General features: G+C 67.2%; 18 protein-coding genes and 1 riboswitch. Of the genes, 15 read left to right on the top strand and 3 right to left on the bottom strand.

Features of this window, described 5'->3' with window-relative positions:
• Window positions 1-4 precede the first annotated feature (4 nt).
• The 3 genes from ACFWUU_RS02705 to ACFWUU_RS02695 all read left to right on the top strand — a co-directional run bounded on the left by ACFWUU_RS02705 (window position 5) and on the right by ACFWUU_RS02695 (window position 3,036).
• Window positions 5-784, top strand: a complete 780-nt coding sequence (locus tag ACFWUU_RS02705; RefSeq protein ID WP_380172106.1) for a hypothetical protein — start codon at window positions 5-7, stop codon at window positions 782-784.
• A 15-nt stretch (window positions 785-799) separates the two neighbouring features.
• Complete coding sequence (locus ACFWUU_RS02700; RefSeq protein ID WP_380172104.1) at window positions 800-1,945, top strand: hypothetical protein; 1,146 nt, start codon at window positions 800-802, stop codon at window positions 1,943-1,945.
• Between the two features lie 254 nt (window positions 1,946-2,199).
• The gene (locus tag ACFWUU_RS02695; RefSeq protein WP_380172102.1) at window positions 2,200-3,036 is read left to right on the top strand and encodes a M48 family metalloprotease; all 837 of its coding nucleotides are present in this window, start codon (window positions 2,200-2,202) and stop codon (window positions 3,034-3,036) included.
• Between the two features lie 28 nt (window positions 3,037-3,064).
• Here ACFWUU_RS02695 and ACFWUU_RS02690 read toward each other — a convergent pair whose 3' ends face one another.
• Window positions 3,065-4,168, bottom strand: a complete 1,104-nt coding sequence (locus tag ACFWUU_RS02690) for a winged helix DNA-binding domain-containing protein (protein WP_380172100.1) — start codon at window positions 4,166-4,168, stop codon at window positions 3,065-3,067.
• Between the two features lie 48 nt (window positions 4,169-4,216).
• On the bottom strand, window positions 4,217-4,774 hold the full coding sequence (locus ACFWUU_RS02685) for an RBBP9/YdeN family alpha/beta hydrolase (RefSeq protein WP_380172098.1): 558 nt from the start codon (window positions 4,772-4,774) through the stop codon (window positions 4,217-4,219).
• An 82-nt stretch (window positions 4,775-4,856) separates the two neighbouring features.
• Between ACFWUU_RS02685 and ACFWUU_RS02680 the strand changes: the two genes are divergently transcribed.
• The 8 genes from ACFWUU_RS02680 (at window position 4,857) to ACFWUU_RS02645 (ending at window position 14,413) form a co-directional block, all read left to right on the top strand.
• Window positions 4,857-5,312 (top strand): Lrp/AsnC family transcriptional regulator, encoded by a 456-nt coding sequence (locus ACFWUU_RS02680; RefSeq protein ID WP_380172096.1) that lies wholly within the window; start codon window positions 4,857-4,859, stop codon window positions 5,310-5,312.
• Window positions 5,313-5,444: 132 nt separating this feature from the next.
• Window positions 5,445-6,911, top strand: coding sequence for a M4 family metallopeptidase (locus ACFWUU_RS02675; protein ID WP_380172094.1), 1,467 nt, complete (start codon window positions 5,445-5,447; stop codon window positions 6,909-6,911).
• Window positions 6,912-6,951: 40 nt separating this feature from the next.
• Window positions 6,952-7,881, top strand: coding sequence for an oxidoreductase (locus tag ACFWUU_RS02670; RefSeq protein WP_380172092.1), 930 nt, complete (start codon window positions 6,952-6,954; stop codon window positions 7,879-7,881).
• 58 nt (window positions 7,882-7,939) lie between these two features.
• Entirely contained in the window at window positions 7,940-9,517 is a 1,578-nt protein-coding gene (locus ACFWUU_RS02665) for an alpha/beta fold hydrolase (RefSeq protein WP_380172089.1), read from the top strand.
• The gene (locus ACFWUU_RS02660; RefSeq protein ID WP_380172087.1) at window positions 9,490-10,638 is read left to right on the top strand and encodes a lactonase family protein; all 1,149 of its coding nucleotides are present in this window, start codon (window positions 9,490-9,492) and stop codon (window positions 10,636-10,638) included. The genes ACFWUU_RS02665 and ACFWUU_RS02660 overlap by 28 nt, the downstream gene beginning before the upstream one ends.
• 79 nt (window positions 10,639-10,717) lie before the next feature.
• Window positions 10,718-13,198: a LamG-like jellyroll fold domain-containing protein gene (locus ACFWUU_RS02655; protein WP_380172086.1), complete on the top strand. Its 2,481-nt coding sequence runs from the start codon at window positions 10,718-10,720 to the stop codon at window positions 13,196-13,198.
• Between the two features lie 68 nt (window positions 13,199-13,266).
• Window positions 13,267-14,067 carry an aldo/keto reductase gene (locus tag ACFWUU_RS02650; protein WP_380172084.1) on the top strand — a complete coding sequence of 267 codons (801 nt, stop codon included), beginning with the start codon at window positions 13,267-13,269 and terminating at the stop codon, window positions 14,065-14,067.
• 3 nt (window positions 14,068-14,070) lie between these two features.
• Window positions 14,071-14,138: riboswitch (guanidine-III (ykkC-III) riboswitch) on the top strand.
• A 26-nt stretch (window positions 14,139-14,164) separates the two neighbouring features.
• Window positions 14,165-14,413, top strand: coding sequence for a hypothetical protein (locus tag ACFWUU_RS02645; protein WP_380172082.1), 249 nt, complete (start codon window positions 14,165-14,167; stop codon window positions 14,411-14,413).
• On the opposite strand, the gene ACFWUU_RS02640 is transcribed toward ACFWUU_RS02645, so the two are convergent.
• Complete coding sequence (locus tag ACFWUU_RS02640; protein ID WP_380172080.1) at window positions 14,410-15,261, bottom strand: hypothetical protein; 852 nt, start codon at window positions 15,259-15,261, stop codon at window positions 14,410-14,412. The two genes, ACFWUU_RS02645 and ACFWUU_RS02640, sit on opposite strands and share 4 nt — an antisense overlap.
• 240 nt (window positions 15,262-15,501) lie before the next feature.
• Here ACFWUU_RS02640 and ACFWUU_RS02635 point away from each other — a divergent pair, with 240 nt between their 5' ends.
• The 4 genes from ACFWUU_RS02635 to ACFWUU_RS02620 all read left to right on the top strand — a co-directional run bounded on the left by ACFWUU_RS02635 (window position 15,502) and on the right by ACFWUU_RS02620 (window position 19,162).
• A complete protein-coding gene (locus ACFWUU_RS02635; RefSeq protein ID WP_137254010.1) occupies window positions 15,502-16,536 on the top strand; it encodes a MoxR family ATPase in 1,035 nt (344 codons plus the stop codon).
• A gap of 29 nt (window positions 16,537-16,565) precedes the next feature.
• On the top strand, window positions 16,566-17,528 hold the full coding sequence (locus ACFWUU_RS02630; RefSeq protein ID WP_137254011.1) for a DUF58 domain-containing protein: 963 nt from the start codon (window positions 16,566-16,568) through the stop codon (window positions 17,526-17,528).
• Entirely contained in the window at window positions 17,528-18,481 is a 954-nt protein-coding gene (locus ACFWUU_RS02625; protein WP_137254012.1) for a VWA domain-containing protein, read from the top strand. The genes ACFWUU_RS02630 and ACFWUU_RS02625 overlap by 1 nt, the downstream gene beginning before the upstream one ends.
• A gap of 183 nt (window positions 18,482-18,664) precedes the next feature.
• Window positions 18,665-19,162: a DUF3145 domain-containing protein gene (locus ACFWUU_RS02620; RefSeq protein WP_350850966.1), complete on the top strand. Its 498-nt coding sequence runs from the start codon at window positions 18,665-18,667 to the stop codon at window positions 19,160-19,162.
• Window positions 19,163-19,268: the final 106 nt, after the last annotated feature.

The raw sequence follows: 19,268 nt of genomic DNA, 5'->3' as shown, positions 1-19,268 counted from the left end.
GCTGATGAGCAACGACTACGACTACCCGGAAGAGTTGGACGAGCTCAACGGCCGCGAGCGACGCCGCGCGAAGAAGAACTGGCGCCGTGACGATCATGCGCAGCGCATGGCCTGGCTGCGCAATCAACGCCAAGCCGAGCCGACGAGTCCCGCGGCAATTGTGGTCCTGGTCGTCATCCTCGCCGTGGTTATCCTCGGTGTCGGCGGTGGACTGCCGAGACTGCTCGGCGGTAAGGACAAGGACAAAGAGACACCGATCAGCTTGCTGACACCTGGCCGCTCGGTGGTCCTCCCGACCGCGCCGTCGACCGAGTCGAACCAACCCGTCGCCCCCACGAGCTCTGCACTCACGACTCCACCGCCCCAGACCCAGCGACCGGCAGCCGAGGCGACGGCAATGGCGAACGATGTCGTTGGTGCGTGGGCGCGAGCCTTCTACACGCGTGACCCGGCAACGGAGACGTATGCCGCCCTGGTGGCGAAATGCGCGAAGTACATGACCTCTGAGGTGGCATCGAGCTTCACCGCAGCAGGCGATCCGACGTACGAGGCGCTCAAGACCGATGGCGGTAAGTCGACGGTCCTTTCAGCTCCGGTCACCGCTCCACCCGCGAATGCGCAAGCCCCGGTCGACACTCCCAGCCGCATCACCCGGTTCGTCAAGGTCACCATCGACGTCACCGGCAAGCACGCCCAGCGATTCGACGTACCTCTGCTCATCACGCTGGCCAACGAGAACGGCCAGTGGGTCATCAGCGACGTGTCCGGCGGGACTGGACCGTGACGGCGGAGGACTGCGATGTTCGACGAGCGTGATCTCAGTCGCGGGCTCCTCTCGGTCGTCGGGCGCGGATGGTTCGCCAAAGGTGCGGCCGCGCTGGCGGTGATCGGAGTCGCAAGCCTGCTGATGCTCGCTCCGTTCGGTGGCGGTACGACGACCCAGGCCGCTTGCCCCGCTGGGATTCCCGGTCAGCCCGGTGACCCGAAAGCTAGCGGGCCGCTTCGCGGCACACAGGTCGCGTTCGCCAAACTGATCGACAGCGTTGCAGTGCAGCGAGGCCTACCGGGCAAGGCGACGCTGATCGCTTTGATGACTGCGTTGGTGGAGTCGGATCTCCAGAACCTCACCTACGGTGATGCCGACTCGGTCGGTCTGTTCCAGCAGCGACCCGCGGCCGGCTGGGGCTCGCGAAACCAGATCATGAATCCGCGGTACGCCGCCAACGCGTTCTTCGGCGGCTCCCAGGCACCAGATCCGCCCGGACTCGTGGACATCAACGGCTGGCCCTCGATGGCGCTCGGTGATGCTGCTCAGGCGGTCCAGGTATCCGCGTTTCCCGACAGGTACGCCGTACGTGAGCAAGAGGCCCGCGACATCGCCTCCGCGGCCGGCATCGATCTGACCAGAGCCGGGAACCCGTACGCCGGTCGCACCGGCGCTCCGGCCGGAGGGTCGGTCGTCGACGGATTGCAGGACGACGACAACTGCGGGCAATCGGGCGGATTGACCGCGGGCAAGCCTGTCAATGGCGTCTGGCCAGAGCAGAAGGCGACCGTCGCAGACCCGACCGGCACCGGAGGTCTGGTGACGCCGCGTACGGCGGCCTGGGTCGCGGCGGCACGCAAGAATCTCGGCAACCTGAGCATGAGCTGCTGGGACGCACACGCATGGAACCCGACCAGCGACCATCCACGCGGCCTGGCCTGTGACGTCATGGTCGGCACCGACTCCAGAAAGTCCGCGCCCGCTCGCGCCCGCGGCGACCAGATCGCAAACTGGGCCGTGACTACCGCCGGCCAGACCGGAGTCCACTACGTGATCTGGTACGGCAAGATCTGGTCCGCCCGCCGCGGCACCTGGATCCCCTACAACGGCGGCGGCGTCTACAACCCAACCGACGCCACCGGCGGCCACTTCGACCACGTCCACGTCTCCCTGTACTGATAATGGACGGACCGAACCGCCCGAACCCTGATGAGGAGAACCCCCGGATGGCAGGCCCTGGCGATCCCAACGACCCCAACAGTGCTTGGGGCCACGATGCGGGGCAGCCCCAGCCGCCTGCTGGTTATGGGAGCGCTGCACCATTACCGCCACCACAATCTTGGGCGGAGCTACCGGCGGGACCGTCGGGTTCCGGCGGTGCGCATCAGCCACGCCGGGTCGAGGTGTCGACTGCGTCGCTCTTGTTGTCAGCCGTGCCCTGGTTCTTCTGGAGTTTTGCCGTTGTTTCGTGGATCGTCGGCATCATCGGGTTTGGCTGGGGCTGGTTGCTTGTCCTGATCTGGTTCGCGTCGGGCGCAGTCGTCTTCATTCGACCAGTAGAGGACGCGCTCGCGCGGTATCTCTTCCGCTTGCGACAGCCGACACTGATCGAGGACCAGCGATTGCGCCCGATCTGGCATCAGCTAGCGGTCCGAGCTGGAATCCCGGAGAACCGATACGCGATCTGGATCCAGGAGTCGGACGATCCAAACGCGACCCCGACTCCGGGGCACATTATCGCCACTACTCGGTGGGCCTTGTACACATTGCCGCCTTCGCACCTTGAAGCGACACTGGCTCACGAACTCGGCCACCATCTGGGCGGCCGAGACTGGCTCAGTCTCTTGAGCTTCTGGTACTCGATACCTGCGCGCTGCGCCCTGATCGCTGTTCGTGCGCTGGGCCGCTTGATGCGTGCTGTGCCGGCGGTCGGCTGCGTTGTCATCGGATTCGTGCTGCTGGGATATCTGGGTGTGCTACTGGCGGTGCTGACGTTCGATGACAGCCTTACGCTCCCGCTGCTCTTCCTGACCCCACTCGTAGCACCACCGATCCTTGCTTGGCTGAGCCGGCGCGAGGTTCTCCAGGCCGATCGTCGGGCCGCAACGATGGGCTACGGGGCCACGCTGATCCAGGTTCTCTATGGGTGGCAGTTCCAACACCAGCAAGCTCTCGGGCGCGATGCGACCCGCCGCTCGCACTTTATGGCCAGTGCCCCCTCGCTCCCTGAGAGAGTCCGTGGCCTTGAGCAATTGCAGCAGCGCTCGTAACAAGCGAGACCAGCGCTGAGCGCCTGCTCTACTCCTCGATCCGCGTGATTTCGTGGGTGGCGTCTGGGTTGGTGAAGGTTAGGAGGTTGTGGGCTTCTGACTCGATTTCTTGCCAGGCGTTGTGGGGGAGGGTGGTGAAGGGGGCTATTTCGAGGGTTGCTTGGGATTTGCTGTTTTTGGTTAGTTTCCAGAGGGCTTTGGCTTGGCCGTTGTGGAGGATTGAGCCTTTGGTGAGGACCTCTTGGAGGGTTAGGCGTTGGCGGGTGGGGGTGTCGATCCAGCGGGTGCGGTCGGCGTGGGAGAGGAGGAGGTTGTCGTATTCGGGGAGGAAGCGGGTGGGGGGTTCGGTGTCTTCGGGTGGGAGGGGGATGTGGGGGAGGTCGTAGAGGGGGCGGTTGGAGTCGGGGGTGGTGTAGGTGCGGAGGTCCAGGCCGTCGAAGATTTCGGTGAGGTGGGTGAGGCCGGACCAGGTTTGGGCGTCGGCTACCGTCGCGGGGCCGTAGGCGGCCAGGTAGCGGAGGACGAGGGCCTCGGCGGACGGCGTGGTGGTGACGGGGGAGTTGAGCCAGAGGTCGGCGGTGGTCATGGTGGGGTTGCCGCCTTTGTTCCAGATGCCTCGGGGTGGGATCTGGATGGTGGGGAGGAGGCAGCGGACGGCGTGGGCCAGGGCGGCGGGGTCGCGGTCGGGCCACAGCGGGCCGAGGTACTCGCGGAGTTGGACGGCGGTGGCGGGGCTCTGGGTCATGCGGTCGATGCCGGCCTGGAGTACGGCGTCCATGTCGAGGCCCTCGAGGCGGTGCCGTCCGTAGGTGATGTTCTGATAGATCTCGCGGTCCAGCCGGGGCTGGATGAGCGGGCGGAACGCAAGGAAGTCGCGGCTCGAGACCAGGTGGATGGTTGCCCGCATCAACGAACCGCGGACGGCCTGGCGGTCCTCCAGGAGCTTGACGAGTTCGGCCGGCTGGAAGTTCTTCAGCCGTGTCCACAGGCCGACGTACGGCGCCAGCGGGGCCTGGGCCTGCATGCCGGCCAGGTGTTCGATCGCTTCCAGGGCGGTGGCGTCGTGGCGTTCGAGCAGCCATTGGCGGTCGAGCGTGGCACGGTTCAGTGCCTGCAGGCTCAGCTTCGTCATGACGGGATCCTCTCCTGAGTGTTGCTCCAACGCTAGGAGAGGTAGCGGTCAGAACTTGTCCGCTAATCCGAGTCCGGCGACGAATGCACGCAGGAGATGGCGGCCCTGGGTCCAGGAGCCGATATTGCTGTCGCTGTTGATGTGGCCGAGTTCGTCGAGCGCGATGAGTGGGGTCGCCCAGCCGTCGGCGAGGCGGGCAGCGGCGTTGATGCTGCAGTACGGGTCGTCGGTGCTGGCGACCAGCAGCGACGGGACGGAAAGTGCGACGGCGGGAAGCGAGGCCAAGGTCGGCAGCCGGTCGACGGGAAAGGTCGGCGCGAGCGGGTCCGGGGGCGCGACCAGGAACGCGCCACGCAAGCGGGCGTCGGCCCTCCCGATCAACCAATGCGCGAGCGCGTGGCAGCCGAGGCTGTGCGTGACGAAGACGATGTCGTCAGCCGTGCTCTCGACGGCCCGCGTGATCGCGAGGGACCAATCGTCCAGGTCGGGGGCGGACCAGGAGGACGGCTGGATCCGGCGTACGTCCGGCAGCCATTCGTCCGACCAGCGGGACTGCCAGTGGTGTTCGTCGGAGCCGTCGAGGCCGGGCATGATGACGAAGGTCATGAACTCTCCTTTGCGGGTCAACGCCTGCCATCATGGAGGAGTCATCGCCGTACGGCGCCGTGAACTGATGAAATGAAGGTCGATGAGCGAGGCAACGACTGGTTCATTGGACGCGATCGACCGGGAGATCCTGGCGATCCTGCAGACCGACGGCAGGCTGAGCGGGGCCGATATCGGCCGGAAGGTGAACCTGTCGCAACCCGCGGTGTCGGCGCGGATCCAGCGGCTGGAGCGGTCCGGCGTCATCACCGGGTACCGCGCGGTCGTCGATCCGGCCAAGGTCGGGCTCAACATCCACGCCGTCGTACGTGTCCGGACGACGCATGCCCGGATCCCCGAGTCGCTCGAGTTGTTCGCGACGTTGCGGGAGGTCGTCGCGACGTACCGGCTGACCGGTGAGGACTGCTTCCTGCTCGACGTTCACACCCCTGATGCGGCCCGGCTCGAGCAGGTGGTCGACGCGATCGGCCGGCTAGGACCGGTGAGCACCTCGCTGGTACTGCGTGAGTATCCGGCGAAGCCGCTCGCCCTCGGATAACAGGATTTCCCTTGCCGCCGTGAATTCCGCAGAATCGCGCGGAGTTCCGCTTCCCAGCGGGCGGTACGCCGAACTAGGGTTCGACGGATCGTAGTGGTTGCGTTACGCAACAGGAACGTGGGAGGGAAGCGTATGTCGAAAAGCCGCAAGGCACTTGTGGCCGCCACCGCAGGACTGGCTACTGTCGCGCTGGGATTGTCGTTCACCAGCGCCGCGGGGGCCGCGCCGGAGGCAGCGGCAGCCAATCCGAACGGGCTCAAGCTGATCAAGACGAAGACGTCACTGCTCGGCAAGCACTACTGGTACCAGCAGACCTTCAAGGGCCTGCCGGTCGTCAGCGGGTACTACGCCAAGCACGTCGACAAGAGCGGGTCCGTGCAGATCGCCGACGGGCGGGACGCCGTACCGGCGAACCTCGACGTCAGCGCGAAGGTCGCGCCCGCGTCCGCGACGCAGGCCGCGAACGCCACCGTCACCGCGCAGGCGAACCGCGCGCGGGTGGCCGGGCCGAACAAGAGCTTCGCCAAGCAGCCCGAGGCGACCAGCGGCGCCGCGCAGCTCGCCGTGGTCGGCGGGCCGGACGCCCGCCTGGTCTGGAACGTCACCAGCCGGTCGACCGAAGGCGTCAGCCAGTCGCTCGTCGACGCGAAGACCGGCAGTGTGGTCGCGTCGAAGGTGATCAGCGACAACGTCGACGGCCGTGGCTCGGTCTTCGATCCGAACCCGGTGGTCAGCCTGAAGAACGAGAAGCTGACCGACATGAACGACAAGAACCAGGACATCCTGTTCACCGCGCAGAAGAACGTGATCCTGCGCAACCTGGACGGTTCTGGCAAGCTCAACGGCGCCTTCGTCAACATCAAGGAAGGCAACGGCGGGGTCGCGCAGAACAAGAACAACACGTTCGTCTACCAGCGCGCGAACAACAAGTTCGAACAGGTGATGGTGTACTACCACATCAACCAGGCGCAGGAGTACATCCAGTCGCTCGGGTTCAAGGACGCCAACAACGAGTCCCAGGACTTCTCGGTCGACACGATCCGCGACGACAACTCGTTCTACGACCCGTCGACGGACATGATCACCACCGGCGACGGTGGCGTCGACGACGCCGAGGACGCCGAGGTGATCTGGCACGAGTACGGTCACGCGATCCAGGACGACATCGTCCCGGGGTTCGGCGAGTCCGAGCAGGGCGGCGCCATCGGTGAGGGCTTCGGCGACTACTGGGCCGTCACCATGTCGGTCCCGGTCAGCAAGGGCTTCAACCTGCCGTGCGTGATGGACTGGGACGCCACGTCGTACACGACCGACGAGCCGCACTGCCTGCGTCGTACCGACACCGGCAAGACCACCGACGACATCGACGGTGAGGTGCACGACGACGGTGAGATCTGGTCGAACGCGCTCTGGGACATCCACCAGGCGCTCGGCCGGACCAAGGCGAACAAGCTGATCCTCGAGGCGACGTACTTCTACGACCCCGACACCTCGTTCGCCGCCGCGGCCCAGGACACCGTCCAGGCTGCCCGGCTGCTGTACGGCAAGGCCGCCGCGCAAACGGTGACCGACGCCTTCAAGGCCCGCAAGATCCTGTAGTGACAATTCCAGCTCGTGCGCCCACGACTACTGTGGGCGCATGAGCTGGAGTACTGCGGACATCCCTGACCTGACCGGGAAACTGGCGCTCGTGACGGGCGCGACGAGTGGACTCGGGTACGAGACCGCGCTGGAGCTGCTGAGACACGGCGCGGACGTGCTGGTCGCGGCGCGCAATCCGGAGAAGGCGGCGCAGGCCGCGGAGACGTTGACGCAGCAGGCCGGGAGAGCTCCGACCGTGCTCGAGCTGGATCTCGCTGATCTTGCGAGTGTCGAGAAGGCGGCGGGCGAGGTCATCAGGTCGTACGACCGGCTGGATCTGTTGATCAACAACGCCGGTGTGATGGCGCCGCCGCATCGGGAGACCATCGACGGCTTCGAGCTCCAGATCGGGACCAATCATCTCGGTCATTTCGCGCTGACCGGTCGGCTGATGCCGGTGCTGGTCGGTGGCAGTCGCGTGGTGACGGTGAGCTCGTTCATGCACAAGACCGTGCGCGGCATCAGCGAGGCCGATCTTCGGCGGCCGGCGGGCAGCTACCGAAAGTGGGAGGCGTACGGGAAGTCGAAGCTCGCCAACCTGCTCTTCATGCTCGAGCTCGATCGCCGGGCGCGCGCGGCCGGGGCCGATCTGCTGAGTGTGGGCGCGCATCCCGGGTACGCGTCGACTCATCTGCAGGCCGCTGGGCCGGAGCTCGCGGGCAATCACCGCCAGGCGCGGCTCTGGGCCGCTGCGACCCGTCTCATCGCACAGTCGGCGGCTGCCGGTGCGTGGCCGAGCCTGTACGCCGCGACGTACCCCGGCCTGCGGCCTGGCTCGTTCGTCGGGCCGGGCTTCTTCGAGTACCGCGGTACTCCGAAGGTCGTGCTGCCGACCCGGACCGCACAGGATGCCGAACTGGCGCGCGAGCTGTGGGACTGGTCGGTCGAGGCGACCGGGGTCGATCCGGCACTCACCGTGCTGAGATAGTGACACAGCGGCAACTTTCTGGTTACCCTCCGGTAATTCCTACTGCCGGAGGTCACCAGTGCGCAGACTTGCAGCCGCCCTAGCTGTCGCTCTGACTCTGATCACAATCGGTCCGCGTGCTGCTGACGCCGGCCAGGCCGCGCCGGGTTTCAGTACGGCGTACCAGCGCATCCCCGGCGCCGGTGGGACCGAGATCGGCGCGGTCGTGCTTACGCCGACGGGGCAGGGCGACGGCCCGTTCCCGCTCGTGGTGATGCCGTCGAGTTGGGGTGTGCCGAACGTGGAGTACGTCGGCCAGGGGACGAAGCTGGCCACGGCCGGGTTCCAGGTCATTTCGTACTCGAGCCGCGGCTTCTGGGACTCTGGCGGCGGTATCGACATTGCCGGGCCGCCGACGGTCGCCGATGTCAGCAAGGTGATCGACTGGGCCGGTCAGCACACGCCGGCGGATACCAGCCGGGTGGCCGCGGTGGGGATCTCGTACGGCGCGGGTACGTCGCTGCTCGCGGCCGCGAAGGACTCGCGGATCAAGGCGGTCGGAGCGCTCAGCGGATGGGCCGATCTGATCCGGTCGCTGGATCCGAACGACACTGTCGCGCTGCAGTCCGTTGCGGGTCTGCTTGCCCTGGGCAACATCACGGGGCGGCCGGGGCCGGAGATGGCGTCGCTGCAGACGAAGTTCGTCACCGGCGACTTTGACGGCGCGATTGCGGAGGCGAGTCAGTTGTCGCCGGAGCGGTCTGCGGCGACGATGGTAGACCAAATCAATGCGAAGAAGCCGGCTGTGTTCCTGGCGAACGCGTTCGAGGATTCGATCTTTCCGCCGTCGCAGTACACGGACTTCTTCACGAGTCTGACCGGGCCGAAGCGGTTGTTGCTTGCGCATGGCGATCATGCGACGCCTGAGGTGACCGGGGCGGTTGGTCTACCAAACGAGACGTGGGATGAGCTCGTCGGCTGGTTGCGGCATTACCTGACGGGTGCGGACAACGGTGCGGATGCCGAGGCGCCGGTGCAGTTGAAGTCGCAGCGTGGGGTGTGGCGTGGGTATGCCGATTGGGCGGCGGTTGGGTCGTCGCGTACGTCGTACTTGACCAAGGGTGGGGCGCTTCAGGGTGGTGCGTCGACTGGGTGGAGTCGGTCGATCGGGGCTGGTATACCAACGGTCGCGGATAGCGGGGTGGCGCTGGTGTCCGGGGCGTTGCAGGGGTTGTTGTCGATTCCGGTCGGGGTGGCGACGTCTCTGGTGGACCGGTCGTTCGCTGGGGTTTGGTCGGGGCCGAGGTTGAGTTCTGCGACGGTCGTGAATGGTATGCCGAAGTTGCATCTGACCGTGAAGCCGTCGGCGGCTGATACGTCGCTGTTCGCTTATCTGTATGACGTTGATGCGTTGGGGGTTGGGTCGTTGATGTCGCACAAGCCGTACACGTTGCGCGGTGCTACGCCGGGGAAGGCGGTGTCGCTTGATGTGCGGTTGGAGGCGACGAGCTGGGAGGTGCCGGCCGGGCATCATCTCGTGCTGGTCGTGGACACCGTTGATCCGCGGTATCTCGGGCGGAGCGTGATCGGGTCGACGGTCACGTTCAGTTCGCCGGCTGGTGATCCGTCGTGGGTGAGCGTTCCGGTGGCGGCGTGACTGTCAGCCGCCGAGGATTCCTCGGCTTCACCGCCGCCGCGCTAGCTCCCATCCATCAAGCCGCAACCCGCGAAGCACCCGAACCCGGAGCACCCGAGCCTGGATCGCAGGCCGGCGCAACCCAGGCCGGCGCAACCCAGCCCGGCGAGGTACAGCCCGGCGAGGTGCAGCCGGGCGTGGGCGATCGCACGCTGTATCTCGGGACGTACGGGGACGGCATCGGCATCGCGACGTACGACGATGCCGGGAAGATCACCTCGACCGGCACGATCGCTGGTATACCAAACGCGTCCTTCGTGATCCGGTCCGGGAACTTCCTGTACGCCGTGAACGAGCAGGACGCCGGCGCCGTCACTGCGATCGACATCTCCGGCACCCCGCGAGTGCTGAATCGTCAACCCAACAAGGGATCCGGCCCCTGCCACCTCGCCAAGGTCGGCGACGATCTGCTCAGCGCGAACTACGGATCCGGCGACATCGCCGTCCACCCGATCGCCGCAGATGGGAGCCTCGGGCAACAAACAGATCTGGTCAAGCACGACGGCTCAGCGCCGCACGCCCACCAGGTCGTGCAGGCCGGCGAATACGTGCTCGCAGTCGATCTCGGCACCGACACGATCTACACCTACACACTCACGGACGGCAAGCTCGCGCAGCAGCACCAGGCAAAGGTCAAGACCGGCGCAGGCCCGCGACATTTGGTATTCCATCCGTCCGGCAACTACGCGTACGTCGCCGACGAACTCGACAGCACCGTCACGGTCTGCGGGTACGACGACGGCGTACTGACGGTGCTCGAGTCGATCCCGGTCGCCGACGGGGAAAACTACCCGGGCGAGGTGGTGATCTCCGCGGACGGACGCTTCGTCTACGTCACCAACCGCGGGCACAACAGCGTCGCGATCTTCAGCACCGACGGTCCGCACCTCGAGCTCGTTGGTATACCAAACTGCGGCGGCGACTGGCCGCGGCACTGCGCGTTCGACCCGACCGGCCGGCTGCTCTTCGTCGCCAACCAGAAGTCGAACAACATCACCACGTTCTTGGTAGACCAAGCGACCGGCGGCCTGACGCTGACGAGCGACTTCAGCACGCCGACCCCGGTCTGCGTGAATGTTTGATTGTGCGCGAGCTCTTGCGTTCGTGTGATGACAGCGCTGTCATGGGACTGCCTTTCTCCGCCCCGAAAGGAACGTTCCCATGTTCAAGCCGCTCGCGGCCGCCCTCGTCCTGCTGTCGACAACCCTCGTCCCAACAGCCCAAGCCACAGCCCCGGCCCAGCCCACAGCCCAACCGGCATGGCACCTGGGCACCCCGCCGCTCACCACCCCGTGGACCAACGACGTCTCGCCGACGAACGCGCTCCCGGAGTACCCGCGCCCCCAACTGACCCGCCCCGACTGGCGCAACCTCAACGGCCTCTGGGAATGGGCGCCGGCAGCCGTAGGTGAGCAGCCACCGATCGGCCGCACGCTCAACGAGCAGGTGCTCGTCCCCTACCCGATCGAGTCCGCGCTCTCCGGCCTCCAGAAGCACGAGGACCGGATGTGGTACCGCCGCACCTTCACCGTCCCGGACAACTGGAAGGGCAAGCGCCTCCTACTGCATTTCGGCGCGGTCGACTACGACGCCAAGGTCTGGGTCAACGGCCGCCAGGTAGCCACCCACCGCGGCGGGTACGACGGCTTCGACGTCGACGTCACCACTGCGCTGCACGCCAAAGGCCCGCAGGAGCTGATCGTCTGGGCCGAGGACCTGACCGACGAGACGTACCAGCCGATCGGCAAGCAGCGCGAGATCGGCGACCACGGCATCTTCTACCAGGGCAGCTCCGGCATCTGGCGGACCGTCTGGATGGAGCCGGTGAACGTCGCATCGATCGACCGTCTCCAACTCACACCCGACCTGCCGAACCAGACTCTCAAGGTCACTACCCAGACCTCCGGCCCCGCCGGCCTCGACGTCGAGGTCACCGCGTACGACGGCCGCAAAGCCGTCGGGCACGTGCGAGGCAAGGCCGACACCGAACTCCGGCTGCCGATCCGGAATCCCAAAACCTGGTCGCCGGACCACCCGTTCCTGTACGACCTCAAGGTCCGCCTGATCGACCGCGGCAAAATGGTAGACCAAGTCGGCTCGTACGCCGGGATGCGATCGGTCGGCCTGCAGAAAGGTGCCGACGGCAAGCTCCGGATGGCGCTGAACGGGAAGATCCTGTTCAACCTGTCGACCCTCGACCAGGGCTTCTGGCCGGACGGCCTCAACACCGCGCCGACCGATGCGGCGCTCCGGTTCGATCTCGAGCAGCACAAGCGGCTCGGGTTCAACACCGTCCGCAAGCACATCAAGGTCGAGCCCGATCGCTGGTACTACTGGGCCGACAAGCTCGGCCTGATGGTCTGGCAGGACATGCCCGCGACGAAGACCGACGCGATGCCCGACCCCTGGCGCGCGCAGTTCGAGTCCGAGCTGCACCAGCTGGTCGACCAGCACAAGAGTTTCACCTCGATCACCGTCTGGGTCCCGTTCAACGAAGGCTGGGGTGAATGGGACCAGGCGGCGACCGGCCGGATCGCGGACGACGTCAAGGCGCAGGACCCGTCCCGACTCGTCAACGCGCACAGCGGCGTGAACTGCTGCAACTCGCACGGCGACTCCGGTCGCGGCGATCTGATCGACAACCACGCGTACCTCGGCCCGGCGACAACAGCGCCGACGGAAACCCGAGCGGCCGTGGACGGCGAGCACGGCGGGTTCGGCCTGAAGGTGCCGGACCACATGTGGTTCGGCGACGGATCGGCGTACGAGATGGAGCCCGACTCGGCGACCCTCACCCGGCGGTACATCGAGAACCAGGCCGACGTGCTGAAATCCGCCAAGCAGTGCGGAATCAGCGGATCGGTCTACACCCAGATGACCGATGTCGAAGGCGAGCTGAACGGGTTCTACACCTACGACCGGCGGGTCCCGAAGATGGACTTCGCCCAGGTGCGCACGATCAACCAGCAGATCATCGCCGGCGCCGATGGGACGGGCGCTGGTATACCAAACCCCGGACCCGGCACACCCGGTGCCGACGGCATCCACTTCTACCCGCTCGACGGCACCGCAGAAGATGCCGTGGGCAACAACGACGCGACCCTCCAGGGCGGCGCAACCTTTGCCCCCGGCAAGAACGGCCAGGCGGTCGCGCTCAACGGCGACGGGCAGTACGTCGACACCGGCGCGGCCCTGCTCGACACCGCCAAGAACTACACCGCCAGCGCCTGGGTGAAGCTGAACAAGGCGGACGGCGCGTTCCAGACCTTCGTCAGCCAGGACGGCGATCGCGACAGCGCGTTCTTCCTGCAGTACTCCGGCCAGGACCAGCGCTTCGCGATGAGCTTCCCCGGCATCCGGGCGCTGTCGCCGACGAAGCCGAACCCGGGGCAGTGGTACCACGTCACCGGCGTACGCGATGTCGTGAAGGGTGAGCTCAAGCTCTATGTCGACGGCGAGCTCGTCGCCACGAAGAGCGCGTGCGCCCTGGACTCCAGCTCGACCGGCAACACGGTCATCGGCCGGGCGAAGTTCGGCGGCAACCAGGTCGACTTCCTCGACGGCACGATCGACCAGGTCCACCTGTACGACCGCGCTCTCACCGATGCGGAGGTGCGCACCCTCTACGAATCCGGCCGGTAGGCGTTCGGGATGCGAAGTCATCGCATACCCCCGATCCTGGTAGATACCGACCAGGGGAGGTGAGTGCGATGGCCGCACCCAGCCAGGTGCTCGCACCCCAATCGACGATCCGGTTCCGGCCTCCGCGGTTCGGGCTCGGCGGTTCGCATCTCGGCGAGCCGCCGGGCCCGGACGGCGACGCGACCGCGGTCGCCACCGTCGACGCGGCCTACCAGGCCGGCATCCGGTTCTTCGACACCTCACCCGCGTACGGCGACTCGGAACGACGACTCGGTACGGCGCTGCAGAAGCGCCCGCGTGGTGAGTTCCTGGTCTCGACGAAGGTGGTCGGCGACGATCCGAAGGCCTCGATCGACACGAGCCGCGAGCAACTAGGACTCGCGATCGACCTCGTCCTGGCCAAGGACGAATCGGTCTACCCGACGCTCGACCGGCTGCGGCGCGACGGAACGATCAAGGCCGTCGGAGCAGTGTCGGACCACTGGCAGGAGCTCGACCGCCTCGTGCGGGACGTCGAGCTCGACTGCGTGCTGCTGACAGCGCAGTACAGCCTGCTCGACCGCGACGCCGTACCGCTGCTGGATCGTTGCCTTGCGCGCGGAGTCTCCGTGATCGTGTCCGGCGTACTCACCCCGCAGGTCCTGCAGGCAGACACTGTCCAGGCGCGACGCATCTCAGCCGTCTGCGAGCGGTACGGCGTCTCGCTGCCGCAGGCCGCGCTCGCCTTTCCCAGCAGGCATTCCGCGGTCACGTCCGTCCTGATCGCGGCGTCGTCACCGGCCGAGATCCGCGCCGACGCCGCGCTGGTGCGCCAGCCCGTACCGGAGAAGCTCTGGCGGGATCCGGAATTGCTGCGCTTGCTATCCTGACAACAGGAGTTCGACGCAAGCGGGCTCCCCGGACGAGCGGCGCCGTACCCGGTCTGTCAAGACGACGCCTCACCCTTTGACGGAGGGGGTCGTCCTCATGCATGTACTCGACGTTCTCGAGATCGTTGGCGCGATCACCATTCTGATCGCGTTCGCCGCCGCGCAGGCTGGTCGCCTACGCCAGCGCACCATCACCTACCAGCTCCTGAACCTGCTCGGCTCCGGAGTCCTGGCCACGATCGCCGCGATCCAGCTCTCCTGGGGCTTCCTGCTCCTGGAGGGCACCTGGGCGGTCATCAGCCTGATCGGCCTGCTGGCCCTGAAACGACGGCAACAGACCGACTAGAACTTGTCGCCCGGATTCGTCGCCGTCGGGATGGACCCCGTCGGGAGAGTGGTGGGCAGACCGGTCGGAACCGGGCTCGGGCTCACCGTGATGGACGGCGAGGTCGAGCCGGTCCCCGGCGGGGGTGTCGTCGGGGTGATCGTCACCGTGGCGGTGTTGGTCGGCGTCGGGATCACAGGTTCAGGCTCGAGCGGCTGCGCGTGGCGGAATAGGAGCCACGCCAGGAACACAGCCAGTGCCATGATCAGCGCCATCGTCAGCAACGCGAACGCCAGCGCCCACCGCGACGCCGGGCGCAAAGCGTTCGGCCATGGCAGCGGCCAGATCCGGAACAGACCAGGACGCCGGCGGCTCTCCCAGTAGTGGCGGAACTCGGGCCCGCGCAGCTTGCCGATCTGCGGGATCCGGTCCATCAGTACTGCGGACAGGATCTCCTCGCCGCGACGCTCCGCGATCAACCGCTCATCGGAGGCCGCGCTCGACCCGTCGTCCTCCCGGATCGGCCCGACCGCGACCCAGAGCGCGAGGTCGTCGTCATCGGAGTCGTTGTGGCCTAGTACGGCATCCTCGGGCAGCTCGTCGACGGCGTACACGAACCGGTCGCGGGCGGCCGCGTCGTCGGCGGATCCCTCGGTCATCATCGCGACGACCACGTTCCGGCCGGCCTCGTCGCTGGCCGTGTAGAGGTAGCCGGCCGCGTTCGCGCCGAGTCGCCCGCGGAGCCAGAACTCGCCGACCCGCGGCGGGTCCTCCGGCTGCAACGGGAGCGCCTCCGGAATCTCCAGCGCAGGGCGCTCCTCCGGCGCGTCCGCCGGTTGCACCTCGGTCTGGGATTCGGTCGCAGTCATCACCCCAATCCCACCACATCCCTGGTAGCACTGTCGCCACGGCCGCTCGCCGCGTGCTGCCGGGCCAGGAGCCAGGCCCAAAGCTCGGCGCGCAGGATTTGGCCGGGAGGGGCAGGATGGTGGAGGACCCGGTGGGCCCTGCGCCCGCTGGCCCCGGCGATCTGATGGAATGGCCGGTGTTGCGAAGTGGGGAATGACGGTGTTTGACACGGTCCGCTCGCGGGCCCCGGAAGGACATGCATGACCGAGACGACGGTGCCCACGGGTTCGGTGGCCCAGCAGTCCAGGCTGATCGGCGAGGCCCTCGGTGAGGTCAAGCGGGTGATCGTCGGCCAGGAGCACATGGTCGAGACCCTGATGGTGTCACTGCTCGCGAAAGGTCACTGTCTGCTCGAGGGCGTGCCGGGTGTCGCGAAGACGCTGGCCGTCCGCACCTTCGCCAGCGTCGTCGGCGGCACGTTCGCCCGGATCCAGTTCACTCCGGACCTGGTCCCGTCCGACATCGTCGGCACCCGGATCTACCGCCAGACCCGCGAGACCTTCGACATCGAGCTCGGCCCGACGTTCGTGAACTTCGTGCTGGCCGACGAGGTCAACCGTGCACCGGCCAAGGTGCAGTCCGCGATGCTCGAGCTGATGGCCGAGCGGCAGGTGTCGATCGGCGGCCAGACCTTCCCGATGCCGAAGCCGTTCATCGTCATCGCCACCCAGAACCCGATCGAGTCCGAGGGCGTCTACCCGCTGCCCGAGGCGCAGCGCGACCGGTTCCTGGTCAAGATCGACGTACCGCACCCGCGTGGGCACGAGGAGTTCGAGATCCTCCGCCGGATGAGCGTCGACCCGCCGGAGCCTCGGCAGGTGCTGAAGCCGGAGACGATCCTCGAGCTGCAGCGCTCGGCGGAGCAGGTGTTCGTCCACAACCTGGTCGCGGAGTACGCCGTACGCCTGGTGATGGCGACCCGTACGCCGACCGACTTCCACCTGCCCGACCTGGAGCCGATCATCGAGCTCGGTGTCAGCCCGCGCGCGACGCTCGGCCTGATCGCGGCCGGCCGGGGCCTGGCGCTGATCCACGGCCGGGACTACCTGCTGCCGAGCGACATCCAGACCGTCGCGCTCGACGTGATGGGCCACCGTCTCGGTCTGACCTTCGACGCGGTCGCGGACAACATCGACCCGCGGGCCGTGATCGAGCGGATCCTGGCCACCGTCCCGCCGCCGCAGCCGGTCTGGCGCGACGGCGCCGACGGGACCGGCCGCCCGGAGTTCGTCTAGTGCCCAACCGCCGAGACCCACGAGTTGCGATGACGATCTCGCAGCTCGCTCCCGAGCGTGCGTTGCGGCGGCTGGAGCTGACCGTCGTACGCCGTCTCGAGGGGTACCTGCACGGCGAACACCTGGGGCTGCTCCCGGGGCCGGGCACCGAGCTGGCCGAGGCGCGTGAGTACCAGGTCGGCGACGACGTACGGCGGATGGACTGGGCCGTCACCGCGCGGACCACGATCCCGCACGTCCGCGACCTGATCGCCGACCGTGAGCTGGAGACCTGGGCGCTGGTCGACCTGTCCGGCTCGATGGACTTCGGTACGTCGACACTCGAGAAGCGCGAGCTTGCCGTGGCGGCTGTTGCGACCGTCGGGTTCCTGACCCACCGCCTCGGCGACCGCTTCGGCGGGCTGATGCTGCGTGACTCGGCGCTGCGGCGCTGGCCGGCGAGGTCGGGGCGGCTCGCGCTCTACGGTCTGCTGCGCGCGCTGCTGGCCGAGCAGTTCAGCGGTGACGAGGAGGCGCATCGCAGCGACCTGGCCGCCGCGCTGGAGTCGATGGCGCGGACACAGCGCAAACGTGGACTGCGGGTGATCGTGTCCGACTTCCTCACCCCGCAGGACGGCGAGGTCGCGAGCCAGATCGAGCCGTCCTGGGAGCGGGCGATGCGCAAGCTGACCGCCCAGCACCAGGTGCTCGCGGTCGAGATCGTCGACCCGCGCGAGCTCGAGCTGCCGAACATCGGCGTGGTCACGATCGGTGACCCGGAGACCGGCGAGGTACGCGAGATCGACACCCGGCGGCGCAAGGTCCGGGAGGCTTTCGGAGTAGCAGCTCTCGCTCAGCGGGAACGAACCAGAGCTGCCCTGCGTAGGGTAGGTGCGGGGCACCTTGTACTGCGGACCGATCGTGACTGGGTCGCCGACACCGTGCGGTTCGTGCTCGCCTACCGGCGAGTGGCGCCCCGCCTGCACCAACCGCCGAAGGGAGTGGCTCGCTGATGGAGTTCCTGTCTCCGGCCAGATTGTGGTTCCTGCTGCTGATCCCGGTGATCATCGCGGGGTACATCTTCCTCCAGCACCGGCGCTCGCAGTACGCGCTGCGCTTCACCAACATCGCGCTGCTGGACCGGGTCGCGCCGCGGCGGCCGCAGTGGCGGCGGCACCTGGCCGTCGGGCTCGCGCTGCTCGCCGCGCTGACCTGCATCCTGGCGTTCGCGCAGCCGAAGGACAAGGTCAAGGTGCCGCGCGAGCGGGCCACGATCGTGGTCGCGATCGACGTGTCGCTGTCGATGATGGCGACCGACATCGAGCCGAACCGGCTGGAAGCGGCGAAGGAGTCGGCGAAGGAGTTCGTCAACAACCTGCCGACCAAGTTCAACGTGGCGCTGGTCAACTTCGCCGGTACGGCGTCGATCATCGTGCCGCCGACCACGGACCGTGCCACCATCGACCGGTCGATCGACGGGCTCGAGCTGGCCGAGTCGACCGCGACCGGTGAGGGCATCTTCACCTCGCTGCAGGCGCTCACCCAGGTCCCGCCGGACCCCGCGCACCCGAACGACCCGGCCCCGGCCCGGATCGTGATGCTGTCGGACGGCAAGCGGACGGTCGGCCGGACCGCGCAGGAAGGCGCGCAGGCGGCCAAGGCGAAGAACACCCCGGTGTACACGATCTGCTTCGGCACCGACTCCGGCTTCATCGAGATGGACGGCATCCGCCAGCGGGTGCCACCGGACCGCACCGAGCTCCGCAGCATCGCCGAGACCACCGGCGGCGAGGCGTACACCGCGGAGTCCGCTGGCGAGCTCAAGGACGTCTACAAGGACATCGGCTCCTCGGTCGGGTACGACGAGGTCGACAAGGAGATCACCGCCCGGTACGCCGGTATCGCGATGCTCTTCACGCTGGCCGCCGCCGGCGCCTGCATCGCGCTCGCGACCCGCTTCCCGTAATCCGCCCGGCCCCGGAGCCTCGCCGCTCGTCGACCTGAATCGCGACACGATGGTGATGTAGTTGACACGGCGAGGTTACTGGTGTTGAAGGTGCTCGTGGTGCAAGATGTACGAGTCTGCCAGGACTGACAGGTGTGTTTCGAGAACGCTGGGGAAGGCGCCCCTCGAGCACAGGAGGTCCCGGTGGCGACAACTCGTGGCGTTCTGTACGTCCACACGGTGCCGTCAGCGTTGTGCCCTCATGTCGAGTGGGCAGCGGGCGGCATCCTAGGCGTGCCCGTGAAACTGGATTGGACACCGCAGCCTGCGGCCCAGGGCACGTACCGGGCCGAGCTGTCCTGGCAGGCCGAGGCCGGTACCGCGGCCAAGCTGGCATCCGCTCTGCGCGGCTGGCAGAAGCTGCGGTTCGAGGTCACCGAGGAGCCGAGCAACGGCGTCGAGGGCGAGCGGTACTCGTTCACGCCCGAGCTCGGAGTCTTCCACGCGACCACCGGCGTACACGGCGACATCATGGTGCCGGAGGAGCGGCTGAAGGCGGCCATGCTGAAGGCGGCGGCCGGTGAGGCCGACCTGACCGAGGAGGTCGAGCGTTTGCTCGGTCGCCCCTGGGACGACGAGCTGGAGCCGTTCCGCTACGCCGGCGACGGCGCACCCGTGCGCTGGCTGCATCAGGTCGTCTAGGCGGTTCCTGAGAACTTCAGAAGAAAGCGGTGAACGGCAGAGCTTTCCGCGAACTTTTCGATGAGACTGAGCATCAGACGTTCTACGAGGGTGGGAGGGGCCGTGG

Origin of the sequence: Kribbella sp. NPDC058693, from assembly GCF_042715335.1 — a bacterium.
Classification (GTDB): Bacteria; Actinomycetota; Actinomycetes; order Propionibacteriales; family Kribbellaceae; genus Kribbella; species Kribbella jiaozuonensis.
The sequence above is the reverse complement of the archived record's forward strand: the minus strand, read 5'-3'. Positions and strand labels throughout refer to the sequence as shown.